This is a genomic window from Faecalicatena fissicatena, assembly GCF_016900595.1.
GTDB classification, from domain to species: domain Bacteria; phylum Bacillota; class Clostridia; order Lachnospirales; family Lachnospiraceae; genus Claveliimonas; species Claveliimonas intestinigallinarum.
Genome location: NZ_JACLYY010000011.1, coordinates 81,974 through 103,515 on the forward strand (window position 1 = coordinate 81,974; position 21,542 = coordinate 103,515).

The window sequence follows — 21,542 nt, forward strand, 5'->3', positions numbered from 1 at the left end:
GATACGGCGCATAAGCTTTGTTACTTTCGTCGAAAGTAACGCAAAAGCACTTTTGACAGCCGTTCCGTCCATCAAAAGCTGCCTTTGCGCCCTGCCGGGGGCTTTTCCCGCCCTACGGACGGGGCTACAGTTCCCGCCGCTTGCATCCGAAGTCATCGCCTTTCGGATCGCAGAGACTACATTCGCCACAGTATTTTCCGCCCGTTTTACAAGCCAGATTAGCGTCTGCATTTCTGCCTCGCTCAACTCCACATTCCCGAAACCCTCATTGAGCATGGCAATTCTCCCAGCTTCATTTAGGTGGGAGATACGGGCTTACCTGTTTTCCCTTTCTGGTTACGCATTTCATTCTGCCAGTCGATCACATCTTTTGCCGTAATCTCAGACATTTTTCTCTGTCCCAGATAAGGAAGAATTTTGCTTTGAATAATGCTTTCCTTAGTAAGCCATGTGTTTTCTTTCAATCGTGGACGCACATCTGCCTCATACAACTTGCAGAAATTCTCTAACGTCATATCCATATTTGCTTGTTTCTGCAACTGAAACTGCCGTTCCCACTCCTGCGCCTCCCGCTTAGTAGCAAACCCACGCTGGCATTTCTGCTTACGCTCCCCCTTCCAGTCTTTATAGCGCACCATTGCGTACCAAGTTCCATTTTTCTCAGTTTTGTATACCGGCACTTCTAATTCCTCCCTTCGTATGACTGTGTACCGTAAAACTGTTCATAAAAGAACTTGCGGTCAATCCTGCCGGGAATCGTAACACACCCTGTCTTTTCCAGTTCTTTGTTGAGTTTTCGGATCAATTTGTAAGCATAAGACTCGGAAACATCCAGAGCCTCCATGACTTCGCTTACTCGCATAAACATTTTCTCCATAGTCTACCTCTCTTTTTGATTGTTCTATACTTTTTGTATAGTCACATATTGCTATACATTTTTGTATTGGTCAAGTGGTTTTACAGAAGTTATTAAACTTTTTTGTATGGGTTTTCTTGATTATTTCTATACTTTTATGTTATACTCAACCTATCAAAAAACAGATAGGAGAGCATGATTATGGCTATTGGCGAAAGAATCCATTATTTCCGTCTACTCCGTGGCTTTACGCAGAAATATCTGGGTAAACTTCTGGGTTTTAGCGACTCTCAGGCAGACGTCCGTATCGCCCAGTATGAAAAAGGCGCTCGCAGCCCAAAAGAAAAATATTTAAACGCATTGGCACAGATCTTTGAAGTATCGCCAAACGCTTTGAATGTTCCCGATATTGACACAGATATTGGACTTATGCACACTCTCTTTACACTGGAAGATACACGTGGTCTGAAAATCGGAAAACTGGACGGCGAACTCTGCCTCCGACTGGACAAAGACGCCGGAATGACCTACCATAGTATGTGGGATATGTTTAACGCATGGTATCAGCAGGCAGAGAAACTGGAGTCCGGCGAAATTACCAAAGAGCAATATGATCAATGGCGTTATACCTATCCTAAAATGGAACTGTAATTTCCAACTCATCACATAGATTCTTAACAATAGAATAATCAGGCATACATTTTCCAGTTTCCCATTTTGAAATAGTTTTGTTTGAAACGCCTAGCTTTTCTGCCAACTGTTCCTGAGTCATGTTTTTCTGTTTTCTCTTTAAGGAAATGTATTTTCCTATAACTAATTGATTCATTTCTATTCCTCCATTCATTTGATGATATAATGATACTTTTTTTCAGAATAAAACGAATCCCTTATTGGTAGAATATGAGTGGAACACCTACAAAATGGACCACTCCTGCGATCATTATCCCCTTTTGTAACACACTCTTTCATTTAAGGATTTCATAGCTCTTTCCCTCATAACGAAGTCAAATATGTTTTGACATCAAACGCTTCTATTCTAGAATCTTTTTTCAAATATAACGGATGATGAGGATGTCCCTTTACAGAACACTTTCCAACCTTACACCAAACAGCATTATACCGATTAGAAATATTAAGCATCTCTCTAAGACATTCCCCATTGAATTCCAAAACAAACCATTAAAACATCAACGTGAAAATAAATATACATCATAAAAGATTTCTATTTAAATAGGCCACACATAGATAACATGTCATACAAATTATCATTCGTTAAATTTCTTCAACGATTCATTAAAAACATTCATAAGATACTGATTCACGCGTTTGTGAGAATCTGGAGCGAAATAGCACGGATATTTTGAAATATAAACTACTTCAACAGGTATTTTAGTATTTAATTGTTTCTTTATCCAATCAATAAAATTATTTAAACCACCTGTACCATTATCATAATTAAATTGTATTTCATTTTTAATCCCTCCTGAAAACATATATAACGGTGTCGATGTTATATCTTCACTCCATCTAAAATGCGTACATAGCATAGTATCATATCTCCCACCATCAATCTCGTCATAATACTTATTCTCTGCATGGTAATAATAACATTTAGATTGAGGATTATACGCCCAATCTTCCTCTCCCGTCAATATATACCTACTTATTCGTTGAACAAGGCTACCTTCCTCATTATATGTATCGCAACAACGTGCTGTTTGGTTTGTAATATTATTACAATACCACTTTTGATTACTCGATATATTCAATCCTCTGAGTTCTATCTTGCCTTTAACCATAATATTAGTGCGAAATTAGCTATCCTTTCTATAATCTTACAATGAGAATTATCAATTACCGATTTAATAAATATTTCATCTAAAAAATTATTATTAGCAATTCCATTATGAACATAAGCACTTCGAACAGAATACATCTGCTCTATAATTTCATGTCCTACTTGAGAATTCGAAAATAATTTATTTAAAAATCCCCATATCATATCTACTTTATTTTGATTATTGATATTCTTTTCTTTTGCGTCATAAGCGGAAAGTGTCTCGATTGAAATGATATAGTAAGAAAGTGCGACTGCTCCGTCATGTTTCATTCCCTCACAATAAACATTAACACTATTAAAAAATACATTTTTTTCAGCTTCAGATAATTTTTCAAATTTTAAAAAAAGAGAAGCAATATCATTCGGAACCATTCTATTGTTTACAAAATCTTTTATATACTCATTAGATAAATCGGTTCTATCAACAAGAATAGATTTTCCTTCAAAAAAACTGGGAATATACGGAAGATTATCTGTCGGTTCATGAATAATAAAGCGCAGAAAACATTGCAAAAGAGTTAAATATATTTTACTGGTTCTTTCTATAAAACTAAAAGTAGGATGATTAATTAAATTTATTTTATATTGTGCATATTTTATCCAACATCGAGCCACCTTATAATTTTTTCTATTTGGAATGAAATTGCCAAAATCAATATAAATCGACCCCCAATCATATTGTCCGCCGAAATCACCATCCCAAATGGCAATATCTTGGATAAAAAAGTTTTCTCTTATTTCAACATTATCAATAGCAGAAAGTAAAAAATTTATATCTGCACTTATCTTCTTCGTAATTCTAATCACACACTGCTTTATATGTTTATCGGTTACGTTACACAAATCTTTAGGAGCCTTAACATATAATATAGCCTTTTTTATTGGCTTTCCAGAAATATGAATTTCTATCTTCAACGTTGGAAGTAATTCGTCGTATATTCTAACGCCTTGATTTATAAGCTCTCTTTCAATAAAAGAGTCACCATTTTTTACTATGCAATTTTTGCCTTTTGAAAATATAGCTGTATCAGTCTGAAAATAATTAGAAATTACTCTCAATAATATTTCCATTTGATCAACAGAAAAATGTTCAAATTCAAAGCAAACAAAACGTATTACTTCTAAATCTGATTTAACAAAATTCATCTCTCTTTTTATAAGCAAAATATATCCCTCTCTTACTAATTACTTTACAAATCGTTTTTCTACAGACTTTAATAGTTTCTATTATTGAATATGACAGGTAAATCCAAAAGAAATCGTACTTTCTTTTCACTTTTATAAAACATATTATTCCTAGTGTGATTATAGGCATTTTTTATATCAATGTAAAGAAATTTTATCGTTTCCTCTATCTATCTTCCTTTTCCTCTCCCGATTTTGTATTCTCTGTGCTTCTTCCAGACTTTTCTCCCTCTGAACAATCGTTTCAACCGTATCTCTTCCCAAAGCCCGTTCTACTCTATTAAGATCTCCCAGTTTTTCCCCTAGGACTTTGTTTTCACTCCAAAGTTCTTCTACACGGGCAGTAAGCGAATTAACCTTACTCAACGCTCTATCATAAGATTTCTGCATATCACTAAACTTTTTAGAAAGATCAAGGTATGCCCGATAAACTGACCGCAACACCACCACAAGCTTCTTGATCAGCGGCTTTGCTTTCTTTTCCCGGCAGGTTTTCCCCGTTTCCAACGTTCCAGCCTCTGGCAGCACCTCATCTGGATTGGCAGAATATTTCTCTGCAAATCGTTCCATCTCTTTTACCATAGGCGCAATCTCCGTTAGCTTTTTCTCATATTGTGCCACATTCTTCTTTGCCTGTTCTGCCTTCTTATCGGCTTCTTTCCAACTTTCCCGCGCCGAAGATATATCCTGCTCAATATTTTTCAAATGATCCAGCCATTTTTCATTAACTTCTTGCATAGTAGCATTATGCTCTGCTAAGTCCGCTTTCTCTGATAATCTCTTCCTTTTATGTAAATACTGTTTAAACCTTTCATTAACAGTACCTGAGATAATACGCCTTGCAAAATCATTTGAATTCACAAAAACAACTTACATAAAAAACTATCCTGATACGTTCTCTGAAATTTTAACCGAAAATATAAGAGTAAAATATAACGGAAATGAAATCCCATGCGAAAAATTATTAACAAAAGCTGAATTCAATAAGCTTCCTAAACAGAAAATTCCTGTTTTTGCAAACATTTCTATTCGAGATAGGGATATTGAGGTTCCACAAATTTTAACTTCATTCAAATTTAAAAAGGATATCTATTTTCTATTAGAAAAAACCCATGAAGAGGTTAAATCTAAATTAGCTGAACTGCGAAAAAAAGGAACTGCACCAGAGAAAAAAGCCACACCCCAAAAACATCCTAAAGAAGTACTCTCTTTTGATACTTCGCAAGAAACTCTTTTACTTTCAGATTACCAAAAAGCTAAAATTGGTTCAACTGATTAACATTTTGCCTTAATTGCCCTTCAAAATTTTTATTACAAATATCGGGCCATTGATGATAAATATTTGGAGCTATGTATAAAATACTGTTTAGAAGATATTTCTAATCTTTCAACAATGCAGAATAGTTATCTCAAAGAAGAAGAAAAAAGGATTAATGATATGTTTTTCCTTTCTAAGACTGAAAAGCAAAAGACTTCAATTCTGCAATAAATATTTGCGAACAAGCTATTAACTATTATACTTCTATAGGAATGTTGTCTCAAGCAAATGAATTTCAAGACCGTCAAGAAAAACTGTTAATAAAGAAGTCTAAACTCTCTAAATAAATACTAATTATTGTCATTTGATTGTCACGAGACATAGAAAAATCCCGCAACCCCGCATAAATGCTGGGATTGTGGGATTTACTCTCCTATTCGAACTCGATTGTTCCGGGCGGCTTACTCGTCAGATCATAGAACACCCGATTAACTCCCTTGACCTCATTGATGATCCTGCTCATCACCTTCTGCAGCACCTCAAAGGGGATCTCCGCTGCCTCGGCTGTCATGAAGTCGATGGTCTTCACCGCTCTCAGGGCCACGGCGTAATCATAGGTCCTCTCATCTCCCATGACACCGACAGAGCGCATATTGGTCAGGGCCGCGAAATACTGGTTGATCTCCCCGGCCAATCCGGCCTTTGCGATCTCCTCGCGGTAGATGGCGTCTGCATCCTGGACGATGCGCACCTTCTCAGCTGTCACCTCGCCGATGATGCGGATGCCAAGTCCCGGGCCCGGGAAGGGCTGACGGAACACAAGCTCCTCCGGAATGCCAAGCTCAAGGCCTGCCTTGCGGACCTCGTCCTTGAACAGGTCGCGGAGCGGCTCGATAATTTCCTTAAAATCTACATAATCCGGGAGCCCGCCTACGTTGTGGTGAGATTTGATCACTGCGGACTCGCCGCCAAGGCCGCTCTCCACCACATCCGGGTAGATGGTGCCCTGGGCCAGGAAATCCACTGCGCCGATCTTCTTTGCTTCCTCCTCGAACACACGGATAAACTCTTCGCCGATGATCTTGCGCTTCTGCTCCGGCTCGGTCACGCCTGCCAGCTTGTTGTAGTAGCGCTCCTGGGCGTTGACCCGGATAAAGTTCAGGTCAAAGTCACCCTCCGGTCCGAAGACCGCCTCCACCTCGTCTCCCTCGTTCTTGCGGAGAAGGCCGTGGTCTACAAATACGCAGGTGAGCTGTTTGCCGATGGCTCTTGACAGAAGGCCTGCTGCCACAGAGGAGTCAACGCCGCCTGACAGAGCCAGGAGCACCTTGCCGTCCCCGACTTTTTCGCGGATCCCCTCAATGGAGCTCTCCACAAAGGAGTCCATTCTCCAGTCGCCGCAGCATCCACAGACACCGCGAACGAAATTGTAGAGCATCTTTGTCCCCTCCTGGGTGTGGAGCACCTCCGGGTGAAACTGGATGGCATACAGCTTCTGCTCTTCATTTTCTGCTGCCGCCACAGGGCAGTCAGCTGTGTGGGCCGTGATACGGAATCCCGGGGCCACCTGGGAAATGTAATCGAAATGGCTCATCCAGCACACTGTATTCTCGGATACATTTTCAAACAACTTGGAGCTGCGGTCCACCATCACTTCCGTCTTTCCATATTCGCGCACAGCAGCGCGCTCTACCTTTCCGCCCAGCACATGCATCATAAGCTGTGCGCCGTAGCAAAGTCCGAGAACCGGGATGCCCAGTTCAAAAAGCTCTCTGGAATAGGTAGGTGAGTCTTCCAGATAGCAGCTGTTGGGACCGCCGGTCAAAATGATCCCTTTGGGATTTTTACTTTTGATGGTCTCGATATCGGTCCTGTAAGAATAGATTTCACAGTACACATTGCTCTCGCGGACGCGGCGCGCCACGAGCTGGTTGTACTGACCGCCGAAATCCAGTACAATGACTAATTCTCTTTTCACCGCTTGTTCCTCCTCGTATTTTTTTCCTCAATGGAATAGTTCTATTATAAAGTAGCAGGGCTCTGTTGGCAACAAAAACCGACATTTTGTCCGGCAGCCGCAAACCGTTTTTTCTCCGGCAGACGGTCTGGTCGGCTAGGTCAAAGCCTGGTGCTTCCATTTCCCGCTGAAATACCGGGCGATAAAGCAGATGCTCCGCACCACCCAGTCGATGATCATAGCCACCCACACGCCGAACACGCCCATACCCATATATTTCCCCAGTATATAGCTGAAAATAATGCGGAAGATCCACATGGACACAACGGAGATGACCATGCACATCCTGGCGTCCCCGGAGGCCCGGAAGGTGGCCGGTATAGTAAAGGCCAGCGGCCAGATCAGCACGCAGCACACGGCATAGAAAATGACAATGTCCGCTGTCACCTCCGCTGTCTGGCTGGACAGATTGTAGGCCTTCAGGATCAATGGCAGAGCCAGCACAATGATCACGTTGGTGACCACCATGCAGGCGTAGGTGATGCACAGGAGCTTTTTCGTGTAGTATTTCACCTGCCCGTAGTCCCCGGCACCCACGCACCTGGCGATCACCGTCGTCACTGCCAGAGCGATAGCCATGCCGGGCAGCACCTGGAAGGAGGCGATCACATTGGACACCGCGTTGGCCGCGATGGCGTAGGTGCCAAAGGTGGAGACAAGGCTCAGCACGATGATCTTCCCGAGCTGGAACATGCTGTTCTCCAACCCGTTTGGCACGCCGATACCCAATATTTTACGTATCATATCCCAGTCGGGCCGGTATCCGCGGGAGGGTCTCACATAGATGGCGCGCCGCCGGTCCGCCAGCAGGATCATGATGAGGATGGCCGCCGTCATCCTGGACACCAGCGTGGGGATAGCCACGCCCTCTGTCCCTCTGTGAAAGCCGTAGATCAAAATGGCGTTTCCGGAAATGTTGATGACATTCATAACAATGGAAACCCTCATGGAAATCTCGGAATTTCCCATGGTCCGAAAAATGGCCGCCCCTCCGTTGTAGAGGGCGATAAAGGGGATGGAGGCAGTCACGATCATCAGGTAGGTGTCCGCATGCCCCATGACGTCCGCCTCAATCTGACCGAAAACGCCGTGCAGGATCCAGTATTTGCAGGCGTAGATAAGGAGGGTGATGACCACTGCGCACACGGTGATGAACCAGACGAGCTGCTCCGCTGCCTGGCAGGCCTTCTCCTTCCTCTGCTGTCCCAGATACTGGCCTGCCACCACGGCGCCGCCGGTTCCCAGGGCGGCAAACACATTGATGAGCAGCACCATGATATTGTCCACAAGAGAGACCCCGGACACAGCCGCCTCCCCCACACTGGCCACCATGATACTGTCCGCCATTCCCACAAGGACTGCCAGCATCTGTTCAATGATCAGCGGAATGATAAGAGCCGTCAATGCCCTGTTATCAAAAATATACTGTTTCTTATCTGTTTCTTCTGTTCTTATCTTCAACGTTCCCCCAGCCTTCTACAGCTTATCTCTGTGAGCCTTTACATCAAACGCAAAGATCAGCTCTTTTTCTTCTCCCCGGTACACCGTCAGGCTTCCTGTTCCCTCTTCCCCTCTGGTGCGGACATAGCAGCCTGACATGCCTCCCTCGAGAGCTGCCAGAGCAGGGCCCTCCAGCTCAATGCATCCCTCCGTCTCAAACCGCAGCACATCGTGGGCGTAGGGAGCCAGATTGCCGTTCTGGTCCACAGCCCGCAGCCGGATGGTGGCCATGTCCCATGTGTCATCGTCCGTGAGCACATCTGTGTCGCAGATGCCCTCCAGATGGATCTTCTCCACCGGCGAGATGGTGACTGTCCGGATGACCTGATCGCCCCGCAGGGCCTGGAACCTCCACACAGCTGTCTCCACGCCCCAGCTGCCCATGTATTCGTCGGTCTCCTCCTGCGATGAAGCCTCGCCGTTCACATCCATTTCCGGTTGCTCTTTCCTTCCGAGCACGGCCTCATACAGCCTGCGAAGCCAGCCTGTCAGGCCGCCGCTCCGCCTCTCGTCTGCCTGTCCCGCCTCTGCTCGGCCTCCGTCTGTCCCGGATGTCTTTGCCTGGCTGGCATCAGCCCCGGGCGCAGTCCGCTCTGCTGGCGACTCTCCCCCGATCAGCACCGGCGGATGGGAAAGATGAGGATATTTCCTGGTGGGAAAATACTCTCCTGCCAGGGCATCATTTTTATAGAGACGCACCCTATCCCCGTTGGTAAAGACCGCCACCTCGCCGATCTGGCCCGCCGGGTGGTCCCCGATACTCATGGTGCTGCTGACCGCAAGCACCGGCCGATCCTCCTGGCAGGAGGCGTAGACGCTGGCCGCCAGCTTGGGGTTGCGGAACATATCCAGGACGCCGTGATAGCAGATTTTGTCCCCGCTGCCAAAATCCTTGTGGGTGTTGTAGTCAAACATACACCACCCGAAGGTGCCGCCGATATCCGCATGGGAGGCCGCGCTGTCCAGTACCCGGACGTGGCGCATGGCGTGCTCCTTCCTGTGCTCCTCATCGTCAAATGCCTTTGTGGGGAACATGTGCCCATTGTACTCTGTGATAAAGTAGGCCTTCTCCATATCCGGCGTCACTGCCGCCTTGGCATCACAGCCCGGATTATCCCCTGTGTGACTGAAGTCATTGTAGGTGTATACGTCCTCCAGCAAGTGGCTCTTTTTCAGATAGCGCACGCCGCCCGTTGGCCTGGTTGGATCCAGGCTGCGGGCTGTCTCTACGGTTCTTTGGTAGAGTCCGTCATCGTCCTGGCTCTCATTGATCCGGACGCCCCACATGAAAATGCTGGGATGGTTCCGGTACTGGCGGATCATTTCCTCCGTATTTCTCACAGCCTGCTCCTTCCACTCCTCCCCGCCAATGTGCTGCCAGCCGGGGATTTCCGTGAAGACCAGAAGCCCCAGCTCATCACACCGGTCGATAAATGCATGGCTCTGGGGATAATGGCTGGTGCGCACCGCATTGCAGCCCAGCTCATATTTCAGGATGTCCGCATCCAGTCTCTGCGCTCTGGCCGGCGCCGCATAGCCCATATAGGGCCAGCTCTGGTGCCGGTTCAGTCCCCGTATTTTCACCCGGTTCCCATTCAGCCAGCATCCATCCGGCTTCATCTCGATCCTCCGGAAGCCAAAGCGGACTTCCTCTGTATCCATGACATTCCCGAATTTCAGGAGCTCCAGGTGCAGCGTGTAGAGCCGGGGATGCTCCGTATCCCAAAGCCCTGCCCGGGGCACATGCATGTGGAAATGATCCTGGAAGCCCTGCTCCTCCAGCCGGGCGAAGATCTCGCCGTCCTCTCCCAGCACACGGGCCCGGATCTGGCAGCCCCGGGCTCCCTCCGCCTCCAGCTTTACCTCCAGATGCTTTCTGTCATCCGGCATGACAAAGACATCCCGAAAATGAATTTTCTCCTTCACCTCCAGGTAGACCGGGCGGTAAATGCCTCCGTAGGTCAGATAGTCCACCACATAGCCAAAGGGCGGGATATCCAAAGTTTCCCGGCTGTCCACCTTGACCACGATCCGGTTTGTCTGGCCGTACCGCAAAAGCCCCGAGAGCTCCACCTCAAAGGCTGTGTATCCGCACCCGTGGACGCCGGCGGATTTTCCGTTGCAGTACACCTCCGCCTGGTGGGCAGCGCCCTCCAGTGTCAGCGTGACGGATTTTCCCTCCCAGTCTCTGGGAATGTCCAGTTCTTTTATGTAAGCGCTTACCATCTGATAATCCTTCTCGTTGCAGTAGCGCAGAGGAAGCATCTTCACTGTGTGGGGAAGCTGAACCCTCTCCAGCTCCTCCAGCCTCTCAGACGGCATGCTGTTCAGACTTCCGGTATAGTGCTGTGTAAAGTACCAGTTGTGGTTGATCTGATAGCGCATGTTGTCCCTCCTTTGTGAGTTTGACTGTCGATTTTCTTCATTAGATATGATAGCTTATACAAAGGAATATTACAAGAAGCTAACAAGACAGTAATAAAGAAGCTGTCGCACTAACATCAACTGCAACAGCTTCTTAATATATCTCTTTTTATTCTTTACTTTCAGCTATCGTTTCATAGAGCCATTTACGAAATTGAGGAACATTGATATCAACCGCAACAGACGCATTGGCCTGTCTCCCGGTCTCGCCCCAGACATCTACTTCCGCATGTCCATACGTATAGGCTCCCTCGCACTCTACATCCACATAATAGTCCTTACACTTCAGGCAGGAAGGACACAGCGCTGCCGCAAGAGCAAGTGCATCGTGCATTAACAAGTCCTCTCCTCCCGCCTCGTGTCTTTTAGCCATAAATTCCAGAATATCAGCCACAACTTTCCCGGCTCTTGTTCCCAGAGCTTTCATCCCTTTTATATCGTCTTTTGTCAGAACTGCTTTTGTTGTCACATCCAATCCCACCAAAGTACACGGAATCCCACTTTTCAAAACAAGTCTTGCCGCCTCAGGATCACACCAAAAATTAAATTCTGCTGTTGGAGTGACATTTCCACCGTAAACAGCTCCTCCCATAACCCATAAATGTTTAATAGATTTTTTTAATGAAGGATATAGAAGCAGCGCAATTGCGATATTAGTCAGTGGACCAATCGCAAGGATTTCAAGCTGTCCCTCTGCTTCCGCCGCTTTCCGATAAATCAAGGCCGGCGCCTTTTCCCTGTCAAACCGATCTGCACTTTTCGGAAGCTGCACTGTCCCCAGTCCTGCCTTACCATGGGTTTCCTCTGCATAACACATCTCTGAATGTAATTTCAACGGCCCCCACGCACCTACCGACACAGGAATATCGCTTCCCAGATATCTAGTGAGATTTAAAGTATTTTCTGATGTATATTTTACCGAAACATTACCCGTGACCGTTGTAATTGCCTGTACATCTATCTCTTTGGCATACAATGCAGCTATAATAGCGATCGCATCATCAGTCCCTGTATCGCAGTCAATTAAAAATTTTCTTTTGTCCCCTGTAGTTCTCTTCTCATTGCACATATCTCTTGATCTCCCGTACTATTTCATTCATATATAAGGTTTGCTTTTCAAGCTGAAGTCCTGCTGATATTTCTCCGATCTGAGGCCTACAGATTCTCGCTTCCCTTAAAACCTTTTCATTCCAGAAAATATCCTGCGGCGTGCCATCCGCAATAATGTTCTTATGCGCCATAGCGATTACTCTCTGGAAATTATTTACCACAAAGCCCATATCATGTGTGATTGTAATGACCGCCGTTCCTCTTTCAGTCATCTCATCCATAATCTTTTCCAATATTTTAATTCCATGCGTGTCCTGCCCCGCCGTGGGCTCATCAAGAATAATATATTTAGGATCCGTGGCTAAAACGGCCGCAATGGTAACAAACTTCCTGATCGGGTAGGGAATATCCAGAGGATTTTTCTTTCGATATTTTTTCGTATCCGTCAGTTCCAACGCCCACTTAACACGTCCTTTTAAATCCTTTTCCGGAAGCTTTAATTTTTTCAGCATATATGCCACCTCTGAATATACATCAGGATTGAAAATCTGATCATCAGGATTTTGAAATACATATCCCACAGCTTTGGCAATTTGTGCCGTTGTTTTTGTCTTTGTGTCTACTCCATCTATAAGAACAGTACCCTCAGAAGGTTTGTGAAGCCCATTCATCAGCTTAACTGCTGTTGTTTTGCCAGCACCATTTTGTCCCACAATAGCAACCTTCTCACCTTCATGAATAGTCAAATTTAATTTCTCATTTGCAAGGTAGCCATTTGGATATTTAAAAGACACCTCTTTAAATTCTATTGCCATATTCTTCTCCTATCCTCTGCTTTATCAGTCTTACCGCTTCTTCCGTTGTGATCGGAATACTGTCAAGTTCTATCCCCTGTTCTTTTAATTGGTGGCCCAACACTGCAGCCTCAGGTATCATGGCGCCGTGATTTTCCAAATCCCTATTTGAGAGAATTCCTCTGGCAGTTCCTCCAAAGACAATCTTTCCTCCTTCCATCACAACAACTTCGTCGCAGTACTCAGCGATAAGATTAATCTTGTGCTCCACCAGAAAAATAGTTTTTCCTTCCTTTTTGAGCATCCTGATAATCTCAAATATATCCTGCGTCCCCTGAGGATCCAGCTGACTGGTTGGCTCATCAATAACAAGAATATCTGTATTCATAGCAATAATTGACGCAAAAGCGACTCTCTGGCGCTGACCTCCTGACAGTTCGTTGGGATTTTTCTCTATCAGGTCTTCAATTTTCAGAAGCTGACAAATTGTCACTACCTGATCAATGATCTGCTCCTTTGTCACTCCCATGTTCTCCATTCCCATTGCGATTTCTTCAAATACCGTTTCCTTTATTCCGCTGATCTGAGTAAAAGGATTTTGAAACACATATCCTATCTTTGAAGAGAGCTCTGCCGGATCCCACTCGCGTAGCTCCTTTCCCAAAATTTTGACTGTCCCAGTAAGTTTTCCCTTATAAAATTGCGGTATCAATCCTCTGATCAGATTGCACAGTGTAGTCTTTCCTCCACCGTTTTCTCCGATAATTCCATAGAATCTGCCTTTTTCAAATTTATAATTCACATCATCAAGCGCCTTTTCTTTACTCAGCGGATATTGATACGATACATTTTTTAATTCAATACAAGCCATATTGTGCTCCTCTTCCTATATTCTAGCCAATCCGTCCGGTTATTTTCAATAAGATCACTGCAGCCAGGCATATGTCCACCAACACTGCTATCACTACTTCATACTTAGGTGTCGGTCGCAGCTCCCGCAAAAAGGTATGGGCTCTCTCTACCGAAAACGCTCTTGCATCCATAGACACTGCCTTTTCCTCCGTGGAGGCAAGCGCGCTTAAGAACAATGGACTCAGTACCGGAATTAAAGCCCTGACTCTAACCAGAATATTTCCCTCTGTCTCTACCCCTCTTGCCCTCTGACTATCCATAATCGTCTGAGAGGTTCTCTTCAGATCCACAATCGTCTGAAGGGAAGCCAAAATAACATAGGATGTCACATGCGACATTCCTTTCATTTCCAGAGAGTACATCAGATCCCGTATTTCTGTCAGGTCAAAAAACAGAATAATCGCCCCGGAGAAAACCCATAAGGAAAGAGTCATACTAATCGCATTCTGCAGACCTTCCCATGTCCATTTCCATCCAAGAATAGAGAACATCACATGTGAGCCTTCTACAGACAGCTGACGTACAATGACAAGAAAAACAAAGAAAGTAATTCCGACACCACTGTACAACAGCGCAAAAGACTTTAATTTTCTTCCAGCCATGGCTATCACATAGTAGACAAGACAGATAGAAAGCTGTATCCTCCAGTCAGATATCAGGACTCCCAATATAGCCAGGGCAAAAAATACGTTCAGTTTAATCAAAGGATTCATATCCTGCACAAAATTACCTCTGTTTTGGTATGAAAGATATTTCTTTCTGTAATATTCCCTTAACTCTATATCTCTTCCCATGTCTTTCGCTCCTTACGCTGCTATTATCAAAAATCCTCTTCTTCATCATTTTCTTCTTTTACGTAATTATCTCCTAACGGAAGCTTTGCAAGCATCCTCTGAGGAATTGCTCTTAAAACTCCAACCACAACAATAACACTGATAATTTTGTCAAATGTGTCTATACAGGAGGATCCGATAAACTCACAGATAAACTTATTTAAATGGAACACTTTATAGAGCGGCACTGAAATATATGATGAGGGCGGCATTCCAAAATCAAATCCATATACAATCCATGTAATCACCGCGCTCAGTCCTCCTCCGATCAAGCCAAAAACAATGATCACCAGCGCAATTTTTAAGGGCTTTTTGAAAAATCCTCTTTTCGACAGGATCGCTGACAAAATACCGATGATGATACTAACCGGCGCATAACAGATATTTAAAGGATAGGTCACTGTGTTAATCAGATTAGAAACCAATCCTACTATAGCTCCCGGAAATGCTCCGCACAAAGCGCCGACAGCAACGGTTCCTATCACATCCAGGTAAACCGGCAGTCCCAGATTAGCGGCAATTTGTCCGCCCACAAAGTTGATAGCTACACCTATCGGAAGTAAAAACAATACTAATTTATCCATTTTTTCTTTCTTCTTGTTTGCCATTTCTTTTTCTCCTTTTTTAAATTCTGCCTTCTCTATCTACTTCTTCCCACGTCGGCATGGACGTCTGTGCCCCCTTGCGGGTCACTACGATAGCAGACACCTTCTGCCCAAAACGTATCGCCTCATCACAGCTCTTCCCCTCGCTCAGCGCCAAAGCAAAGGCTGCTGTAAAGCTATCTCCTGCTGCCGTCGTATCCACGGCTTTCACCTTGTTGGACTGAAAGAATTTCTCTTCTTCCTCAGAGACAAAAAGACATCCGTCTTCTCCCAGGGAAGCAATCACATGCTTCACACCCTTTTTCAAAAATTCTCTGGCGCCCTCCTTCAATTCCTCCAGCGTCTTCATCGATTTTCCCGACAGGATCTCCAGCTCTGTCTCGTTGGGCTTAATATAGTCCACTCCCTGCCAGAAGCTGTCCGGCAGATCTGCCACTGCAGGCGCCGGGTCAATGATGACTGTCTTTCCCATACCGACTGCCAGATCTTTCACATACTCCACGGTCTCAATCGGAATTTCCAGCTGCATGATCACAATATCGCTCTCCTCGATCCTTTTTATGTGCCCCTGGATAAATTCCTTTGTGACCATTCCGTTTGTGCCCGCGATGATGATGATAGAGTTTTCTCCACTGTCATCTACTGTGATAAATGCCTGTCCTGTGGTAGCTCCCTCTATCTCCGCCACAGAGGAGATATCCACCCCTGCCTTGCCCAGATTTGTCTTAAGGATGGTTCCAAAGGCATCATTTCCAACCGCGCCGATCATGCTGACATTTCCTCCCAGAATTCCGGCTGCATAGGCTTGGTTAGCTCCCTTACCTCCCGGCACCAGGGTCACGCTCTGCCCTGACACGGTCTCTCCTTCTTTAGGCATATGAGGCGTCTCTATCACTGAGTCCATGTTAAGGCTCCCGATCACAACAATCCTTTTCACTTTTCTCCCTCCCTTCTGCAAGCTCTGTAATCATACTGTATTTTGAATAAATCTCGTCCTCATAGACATCTACCGCCTTCCGATCCGGAAGCGCCGGTTGTACGCCGTATCTTGTCACAGTAATGCCGGATGCATAGATAGCAAACCCAATCGCATGTATGATGTGTTTCCCCTCACTCAGGCAGACTGCCATGGCGCTGATAAAAGAGTCCGCCCCGCCGGTAGTATCCACCGCCTCAAAGCCAGTACCCGAAAAATGAAGGGAATACTCCTCGTTTGTCAAATAACATCCTCTGGCCCCCATTGTCACAATAACATTTTTTACTCCTTTCTCTCTAAGCATCTGCGCCTTGTCCTCCAGGCTTTTCTCGCCCGGGATCAACAGATCCAACTCCTTTTCATTTGGCACAAAATAGTCAATTTCCGGCAGGAGTTCTTCTTTGATTTTCTCTGTTGCCGACGGTTTAAGGATCACCTCTGTGTGATTTCTTTTACAAAATTTAATTGTATATTCTACAATTTCGTCAGGAATTTCCATAGACAGCAAACAGTATCTTGCAGCCTGGAACAGATATCGACAGCCGTTAATTTGGGAAATATCCAGATGTCTGTTGGCTCCCTGGTATACAACAATGGTGCTCTCACCGCTTCTGTCCACACTGATGTAAGCCTTTCCGCTTGGCAGAACTGTATCAAAAATCACGCCGTCCATATGTACATGGTTCTCTGTGAGCCCGCTATAGAGCTGTTTGCCATCCATATCATTTCCCAAACAGCCGATCATATAGACCTGTCCCCCCAGTTTCCCTGCTCCCACTGCCTGGTTACCGCCTTTTCCCCCCGGAAATACAAGGAGCTTTTCAGCAATCTGAGTCTCTCCGCTTACCGGGATTCTGGACACCTCCATGGTGACATCCATATTCATACTTCCCACAACAACAATTTTCTCTCCCTGCTTTTCCTGAGCCGGCCTGACTATACTTCCCCTTTCTATAACCGTTGGCGGAAATTTCCTCATAAGCTCAATTTGCTTTTGTCCACCGATCATATCGACCAGATATGCCACGGCGTCTCGGCTCATGCTGCCGGCCGGAAGCCGTACAGCCGTAATACCATCTCCAAGAATTCCCAGCATCGGTCCGTCTCCGACTACGATCATGGACAATCCATCCGGTATGACTGTCCTCGTCCTCTCCATCAGTTTCCAGACACAGCAGGCAATATCCCAGGATCCACAAATCACAGCCGTCACATTCTCCCCAAGGCACTGCCGAATACCATATTTTTCAATATCCTCAATAGAATCGCCTTCATAAGACCAGACCGACTGGAGCGGAAGATTGCAGCTCTGAACAGCCAGACGATATCCATCCAAAATTCTCCCATCTCTCCTGTGGACAATACAGGCAATCTTTTGATGCCCTTCCTCCATCAGCCTTTCCGTTGCCAGCCGTCCCGCCTCAGACAGGCGATAATAAAAAGTAACCTGCTGCCTTTCGTCAAACTCCTTTGTCTGACTCAGATATGCGGTCACCCTTTCCAGTCGTCCGCAATCTACTTTCTTCTCAGAATCAATGATCAATCCACAGACCTGCCTTTTCACCATTTCATCCACGTATTGGGAAAGATCGTCGTCTTTTTCAGCATAGCTGACGACTATACTATAGCCAAGAGAACTTGCTGCTTGTTCAGCGCTCAGTACAATTGTTTCTCTTTCCCTGTGATCCCGTCTGATAATCAGTCCGAGAAGATGGCTTTTCAGCCCCTCCTTCTCCCGGAACTTGAAATATGGAACATAGTTTTCTTTTTCTATGACTGCTAATACTTTCTTCTTCGTCTCTTCACTGATATCTCGGTCTTTGCCATTCATGACCTTGGAAACCGTCGAAGCAGATACCCCGGCAAGCCTTGCAATATCGTGTATGTTCATTTTTCCTCCTTCCCATCCAGAAAGTTTTTAGTAAATTAATTTTGTCTGAATATTAGCATTTTGTGAGAATTTATTCAATATTACAAGTTAACGAAACTATTTTCCGACATTTTGCATAATTTATGGTTTTTACTAAACAAGTTTCGCTTTTGCATTTTTGGGATTTTTGCCAAGATTTTTCTCCGCTTATCCTATCAGCTTTTATTCTGAATAAACAGATGTAATTATTTCCAATAAATAAAAATCCTGCCCGGAAAACTCTTTATATGATAGAAAAGTTCAGAGATATGAAAAAACAGCCGGCAAGCCGACTGTCCGTAAAAAATATTATCCCTGCATCCCGCCCAGGAGCAACGCCTCCAGAAGCAGCAACGCAAGAAACAAAATGTTCCAGAATGTAAACACCTTCAGAAACCTCCCCCTGCTCCGGGGATACTCTCTTGTCACGATCTTGTAGGAAATGAGACTGGCCAGGGATGCGATCAGCGTCCCCAGCCCTCCCAGGTTGACCCCTGTCAGGAGGGGCTGGATCCGGTCCGTAAATCCCGACAGAAGGATGGCCGCCGGCACATTGCTCATGACCTGGCTGGCCAGCACGCCCGTCAACAGCTCCCGCCCCTTTACAGCGGAGATCAGGGCCTCGCTGACGAGTGGGATCCGCTTCAGATTCCCCACAAAAATGAAGAAAAAGAGGAAGGTAAAGAGGAGAAAATAGTCCACCTCCAGGTACAGCCTCCGGTTCAGTACCGCCACGGCCACTGCCACGCAGAGGAGAACCGGAATATAGGGCAGCACCCGAAACACCACCAGAAGGCAGAGCAGCAGGAGAACCAGGAAAGGAAGGATCTCCATCACCAGCTTGCCCCTTCCACTCCCCTTCTCCGTCTTCTCAGTATGCTTTTCCGTCTTCTTCTCCATCTCCACTTCCATTAAAGGCTCATCCTTCCCCGCAAGCACAGCAGCCAGAAGAAGCAGAAGCGACAGCCCCGCGTAAGGGAGAACCGCCCCCGCAAACCCGCCTGCCGTGAGGTCTGAGATGGAATACAGGTACAGGTTCTGGGGATTGCCAATGGGGGTGGCCATGCTCCCCAGATTGGCCCCAATGGTCTCCAGCACCACCAGCTTCACGATCCGGTCCTCGTGGCCGGTCATGCGGAACACCAGCATCGTAAAGGGGACAAAGGTAAGCAGTGTCACATCGTTGGTGATGATCATGCTGGAAAAAAAGCAGAGCAGCACCATGATAGCAGACAGCGCCCGCAGACTCCCCGCTCTCCTGAGGAGGGCGTGTCCCATCAGTGTAAACACGCCTTTAGACCCGAGCCCCGCCACAAGGATCATGAGACAGAACAGCAGCGCAATGGTGCGCCAGTCCGGGTAAGTCAGATAGACCCCGTCCGGCCGCACAAAAAAGGCGGACAGGACCGCCAGCAGAAGGGACACACAGAATACCGTTTCATTTTTCAGGATATTTTTTAAAATCTTTTTCGCCATTTCTCTTTCTCCCTGCCCCGAATAATTTTCCGAGGCGCAAAAACAGCCCGCCGTCTCCCGGCGGGCCGTTTTCTATTATAAATTCTGTCTCTCTTTCACGCAACATCTATTTAAAGGGATCGATTTAAAAGAATTGGTTTGTTTAGCTGTTGTATACGTCCAGATTGATCTCTTTTTCCTTGGCGTTTACGATGACGTTTGTGGCAGCGTCGCCGATTACGTTCAGAGGCAGGAGCGCCATCTCAACAGGACGGTTGATAGCTACGACAAGGGCGTAGGCGATCATGCACAGATCGGAGGTCCAGCCCATACCGGAGAGGATGGTTACGATCAGGGTCGTCCCTGCGATCGGGATAGCCGGGCAGCCCATAGCCGCGCAGATGGAGAGGAAGGCCACAACGACCAGGTTGGCCGGTGTCACGTCGATGCCCGCGCTTGTGGCGATGAAGGTCACTGCGAACATGTGCATAACGGTGGTTCCGTTCATGTTGATGGTCATACCTGTCGGAAGCACGAAGCTGGTGATCTCGCTGCTGCAGCCCAGCTCCTCCAGGTTTGTCTTTGTGTTCAGGGGCAGGGTCGCCGCGGAGGAGTTTGTGGAAAATCCAAACACGCCTACCTTGGCGATCTTCTTGATAAACTTGAAGGGGTTCAGCCTTGTTGTCAGCCAGATACCGATGGGATAGATGGTCACAACCAGGATGAACAGGGTGATCATAGCTCCCACGATGTAGGCCGCCGCCGGCGCCAGGTACTCAGCGCCGTAGATGGCGAAGGTACGGGATACCAGGCAAAAGATAGCCACAGGGCCCACCTTGTTGATGAGGAAGGTCAGGTAGAAGTTGATGACCTCACTTCCCGCCTCCAGCACATGCTTCAGGGGATCTGTCTTCTCGCCCAGCACGTTCATGCAAAGGCCGATGACGATGGCCACTACTACGACTGCCAGGATGCTGTTGTTGCTGCTCATGGACTCGATGATGTTGGACGGAACAGCTGTCACGATGGTGGCCAGCGGGTTGAACTGGTCGATGGTGGCCGCGTCTGTAACCGCCTCGGAAGGCAGCTTTACATTGAAAAGTCCGGCTGTCTTCATAGCGTAAGCCACAAGTCCTCCAAAGAAGGCGCCCACGATGTAGAAGCAGACAAAGCCAAGGACTGTGCGCCCTGCGATCCTTCCCAGCTTGGAGGAGCTGGAGATGCTGCACATGGCAAGGCTCAGGGAGCAGAGCACCAGCGGTACGATGGCCGCCTGCAGGCCCCTCATAAAGAGCTGTCCGATGATGTAGAAAAGACCAAGCGCCGCGGTTCCGTCAGCTGCTGTGATATCCTGGAACAGGATCTTGTTGATAATGTCCCATGTGCCTTCATTTCCGGAGTCCAGCATAGAGCTGCGGATAAACATGAAGATCAGTCCGACTACAAGTCCGCCGACCAGGGCGATGATCATCTTTTGAACAACGGACATTTTTTTCTTGTTCTCTGTTTTATCCATTTCGTTTTACTCCTTTTTCTATTTATCTTTTAAAATCTTTACTCAAACTGCGATTGCACCGCGTCGTATCCGGTCTCCTTTGTCCGGATCTTCATGACACTCCTGATCTCATAGCTGAAGATTTTTCCATCTCCCACGTCCCCGGTGAAGGCTGCCTTCTGGATGGTGTCGATCACTTTCTTCTCCCACTCCTCCGAGGACACGACAATCTCAAATTTAATTTTGGGCTGAAGGAAAATGTCGATCTCCGATCCCCGGACCACTTCCTTATACCCACGCTGGGCGCCGCACCCCATGACCTGGGACACAGTGATACCGTTGACCTCTATCTGGTTGAGGGCGTCCTTCACTTCCTCAAATTTTTCCTCTCTGACAATTGCTTCCACTTTGATCAGCATATATTTTCTTCCTC

The 21,542-nt window shown here is 46.3% G+C and carries 18 protein-coding genes and 1 pseudogene; 1 reads left to right on the top strand and 18 read right to left on the bottom strand.

The window, feature by feature from the left end:
• Positions 1 to 299: 299 nt before the first annotated feature.
• A pseudogene (locus H7U36_RS11505) lies at positions 300 to 680 on the bottom strand (tyrosine-type recombinase/integrase); the annotation flags it as partial.
• A 377-nt stretch (positions 681 to 1,057) separates the two neighbouring features.
• Here H7U36_RS11505 and H7U36_RS11510 point away from each other — a divergent pair.
• A complete protein-coding gene (locus tag H7U36_RS11510; RefSeq protein WP_205156191.1) occupies positions 1,058 to 1,507 on the top strand; it encodes a helix-turn-helix domain-containing protein in 450 nt (149 codons plus the stop codon).
• On the opposite strand, the gene H7U36_RS11515 is transcribed toward H7U36_RS11510, so the two are convergent.
• From H7U36_RS11515 to H7U36_RS11595, 17 genes are all read right to left on the bottom strand, one after another.
• Complete coding sequence (locus tag H7U36_RS11515) at positions 1,491 to 1,682, bottom strand: type II toxin-antitoxin system RelB family anti-toxin (RefSeq protein ID WP_243426756.1); 192 nt, start codon at positions 1,680 to 1,682, stop codon at positions 1,491 to 1,493. The genes H7U36_RS11510 and H7U36_RS11515 overlap by 17 nt on opposite strands.
• A gap of 439 nt (positions 1,683 to 2,121) precedes the next feature.
• Positions 2,122 to 2,655: a hypothetical protein gene (locus H7U36_RS11520; protein WP_205156192.1), complete on the bottom strand. Its 534-nt coding sequence runs from the start codon at positions 2,653 to 2,655 to the stop codon at positions 2,122 to 2,124.
• Positions 2,637 to 3,842, bottom strand: coding sequence for a HEPN domain-containing protein (locus H7U36_RS11525; RefSeq protein ID WP_205156193.1), 1,206 nt, complete (start codon positions 3,840 to 3,842; stop codon positions 2,637 to 2,639). Before H7U36_RS11525 ends, H7U36_RS11520 begins: the two co-directional genes overlap by 19 nt.
• A gap of 177 nt (positions 3,843 to 4,019) precedes the next feature.
• Complete coding sequence (locus H7U36_RS11530; RefSeq protein ID WP_205156194.1) at positions 4,020 to 4,742, bottom strand: hypothetical protein; 723 nt, start codon at positions 4,740 to 4,742, stop codon at positions 4,020 to 4,022.
• An 830-nt stretch (positions 4,743 to 5,572) separates the two neighbouring features.
• Entirely contained in the window at positions 5,573 to 7,117 is a 1,545-nt protein-coding gene (gene guaA, locus H7U36_RS11535) for a glutamine-hydrolyzing GMP synthase (RefSeq protein WP_205156195.1), read from the bottom strand.
• A gap of 135 nt (positions 7,118 to 7,252) precedes the next feature.
• A complete protein-coding gene (locus H7U36_RS11540) occupies positions 7,253 to 8,611 on the bottom strand; it encodes an MATE family efflux transporter (protein WP_138304852.1) in 1,359 nt (452 codons plus the stop codon).
• A gap of 21 nt (positions 8,612 to 8,632) precedes the next feature.
• Positions 8,633 to 11,041, bottom strand: coding sequence for a glycoside hydrolase family 2 protein (locus H7U36_RS11545; protein ID WP_205156196.1), 2,409 nt, complete (start codon positions 11,039 to 11,041; stop codon positions 8,633 to 8,635).
• A 148-nt stretch (positions 11,042 to 11,189) separates the two neighbouring features.
• Positions 11,190 to 12,149, bottom strand: coding sequence for a nucleoside hydrolase (locus tag H7U36_RS11550; RefSeq protein WP_205156197.1), 960 nt, complete (start codon positions 12,147 to 12,149; stop codon positions 11,190 to 11,192).
• Positions 12,139 to 12,945, bottom strand: coding sequence for an energy-coupling factor ABC transporter ATP-binding protein (locus H7U36_RS11555; protein ID WP_205156198.1), 807 nt, complete (start codon positions 12,943 to 12,945; stop codon positions 12,139 to 12,141). Before H7U36_RS11555 ends, H7U36_RS11550 begins: the two co-directional genes overlap by 11 nt.
• Entirely contained in the window at positions 12,929 to 13,795 is an 867-nt protein-coding gene (locus H7U36_RS11560; RefSeq protein ID WP_205156199.1) for an energy-coupling factor ABC transporter ATP-binding protein, read from the bottom strand. Before H7U36_RS11560 ends, H7U36_RS11555 begins: the two co-directional genes overlap by 17 nt.
• A 22-nt stretch (positions 13,796 to 13,817) precedes the next feature.
• Positions 13,818 to 14,630: an energy-coupling factor transporter transmembrane component T family protein gene (locus H7U36_RS11565; RefSeq protein WP_205156200.1), complete on the bottom strand. Its 813-nt coding sequence runs from the start codon at positions 14,628 to 14,630 to the stop codon at positions 13,818 to 13,820.
• A 26-nt stretch (positions 14,631 to 14,656) separates the two neighbouring features.
• Complete coding sequence (locus H7U36_RS11570) at positions 14,657 to 15,277, bottom strand: ECF transporter S component (RefSeq protein ID WP_205156201.1); 621 nt, start codon at positions 15,275 to 15,277, stop codon at positions 14,657 to 14,659.
• Between the two features lie 16 nt (positions 15,278 to 15,293).
• Positions 15,294 to 16,211, bottom strand: a complete 918-nt coding sequence (gene rbsK, locus H7U36_RS11575; RefSeq protein ID WP_205156202.1) for a ribokinase — start codon at positions 16,209 to 16,211, stop codon at positions 15,294 to 15,296.
• Entirely contained in the window at positions 16,180 to 18,141 is a 1,962-nt protein-coding gene (locus H7U36_RS11580; RefSeq protein ID WP_205156203.1) for a PfkB family carbohydrate kinase, read from the bottom strand. Before H7U36_RS11580 ends, rbsK begins: the two co-directional genes overlap by 32 nt.
• 327 nt (positions 18,142 to 18,468) lie before the next feature.
• A complete protein-coding gene (locus H7U36_RS11585; protein ID WP_205156204.1) occupies positions 18,469 to 19,635 on the bottom strand; it encodes an SLC13 family permease in 1,167 nt (388 codons plus the stop codon).
• 142 nt (positions 19,636 to 19,777) lie between these two features.
• Entirely contained in the window at positions 19,778 to 21,130 is a 1,353-nt protein-coding gene (locus tag H7U36_RS11590) for a dicarboxylate/amino acid:cation symporter (protein WP_033125126.1), read from the bottom strand.
• Positions 21,131 to 21,168: 38 nt separating this feature from the next.
• A complete protein-coding gene (locus tag H7U36_RS11595; RefSeq protein WP_081957977.1) occupies positions 21,169 to 21,528 on the bottom strand; it encodes a P-II family nitrogen regulator in 360 nt (119 codons plus the stop codon).
• Positions 21,529 to 21,542 lie beyond the last annotated feature (14 nt).